Origin of the sequence: Thermogutta sp. (genome assembly GCF_014359955.1) — a bacterium.
GTDB lineage: Bacteria > Planctomycetota > Planctomycetia > Pirellulales > Thermoguttaceae > Thermogutta.
In genome coordinates, this window is the sequence record NZ_JACIYL010000903.1 from 1 (window position 1) to 1,648 (window position 1,648).

Annotated in this window: 2 protein-coding genes; one reads left to right on the forward strand and one right to left on the reverse strand. The window is 58.7% G+C overall.

Annotated elements, in window-relative coordinates; genetic code table 11:
• Nucleotides 1-311, forward strand: a 311-nt coding sequence (locus H5U08_RS18065; protein WP_297036320.1) for an HNH endonuclease, incomplete at its 5' end; no start/stop codon positions are given.
• Between the two features lie 142 nt (nucleotides 312-453).
• Here the strand turns inward: H5U08_RS18065 and H5U08_RS18070 are convergent.
• Nucleotides 454-1,296, reverse strand: coding sequence for a hypothetical protein (locus H5U08_RS18070; protein ID WP_297036323.1), 843 nt, complete (start codon nucleotides 1,294-1,296; stop codon nucleotides 454-456).
• Between the last annotated feature and the right edge of the window lie 352 nt (nucleotides 1,297-1,648).

A 1,648-nucleotide genomic window follows, 5' to 3' on the forward strand; every position in this document is an offset into this window, starting at 1 on the left:
GGGCCCGTCAACGGATCGTGGTCAATCGATATGAACGAAGTAGCGCCGCCCGAGAGGCGTGTATCAAATACCATGGTTTAAAATGTTCGGTGTGCGGTATGAGTTTTGAGGAGGTTTACGGTGACATTGGCCGCGAGTATATCCACGTCCACCATCTTGTACCTCCTTCAGCAATCGGTAAACCTTATCGCCTCGATCCGAAAGAGCACTTGCGGCCTGTCTGTGCGAATTGTCACGCCATGATTCATCGGCGCGATCCGCCCTACACAATCGACGAATTGAAGCATATTTATAAACAGCACAACAGGTAGACGGGCGCTGTGAGCGGAAAGTCAGAGAGTAAAACACTTTCGCTGTCGATATTTATAAAGAGATTTTGTGGAATAATAGCGGATAAACGGTGCGATCGGCCGTTGGTGCGGTCGTGAAAGAATAGGTTAGAGAAACCGGCATTCATGGGCTGTCCGGCTGGAGGCTTTGCACCAGGGCCAGCACGTGTTCGGCGAGAACGTCACCTGCCCGAAGGGCGACCTCCTGCAATCGCCACAGGTCTTTGAGACTCCCCGGCCGATGCCACACGGCACCGACCACGGCTCCCATTTTCTCGGTCCATTTACGCGGTCGCATGAGATAGGCGACTTCAGGGGGAAGGACTTCATCAAGGCTGTCGGTGATCACTTTGACGGCCGCCATGGGGACGGCGAGGCGACGGCAGGTTTCGGCGACAGCGAATGTTTCCAGATCCACGGCCAGGGCGTCGAACCGGTCGGCAAGTTCGCGCTTGGCCTGGGGATCGCGAACCAATTCATGGGCCGAGAGGAGCTTCCCCACGTGGACCCCGGCAGGGAGCTGATCGCCCTGCACGAAACTGGGTAATGTGAGCGACCGGCCCGTGATGTCGGCGACCTCGTTGGGAAGGAGTATATGGTAGCGGCGAAGTTCCGCGCACAGAGCGCCGGCGAATCCTGCCACCACCACGAGCCGCGGACGATGAGCGGCGACGACGGCCTCCGTCGCTGCGGCAGCCGACCCCGCCCCCGGTCCGGCGGTGACCAGGGCGACGGGAACCTGCCCAGCCCGGCCGAGCACGACCTTCCCCACAGCCGCCCTCACCCATACTTTGTCATCCAGGCGGTCTTCCACCCCGCCGCTTTCCATGGCCAGCGCGCAGATAATGGCAGCGGTGACCTGCACCTCGGGGCGTTCCTGGGGATTTTCCTGCGGTTGCGCGAACTGTTCCTGAACGGCCTCGGCCGCAGTATCCTGCATCCACTGGCGGAAAACTGTTCGCCACATCGGCGGAAAACGCGACTTGATTGATGGAAAGGTTTACCGACAGGATTGAAGGAAAATTGATTTTCTGGTTCGTTTTGGCGACATCTCGACGCGCGACACGTGCCATGTATCCGACTTTACCATGATGACCCAATCGAGCGACAAGTTCCAGGGCCGGCGACTCGCCTTTCTTCTGCTACTGGAGAGAATTGCAAACCTCTTACCTCGGTTCCACTTGGGCCGGTCACCCTGGTTCCATCCAGGCCGACGGCAACATTGGTGAAGGCTAAAGCCTTCACCGAAAAGCGGCGATGAATCGCCGCACTCCATATGGAGTGCGGGGCTTCAGCCCCGCTTTCGGCGCGGGACTTTA

What these genes read in the sequence shown, in the direction of transcription:
- H5U08_RS18070 (WP_297036323.1), bottom strand. Translation starts at nt 1,296, where the DNA reads ATGTGGCGAACAGTTTTCCGCCAGTGGATGCAGGATACTGCGGCCGAG.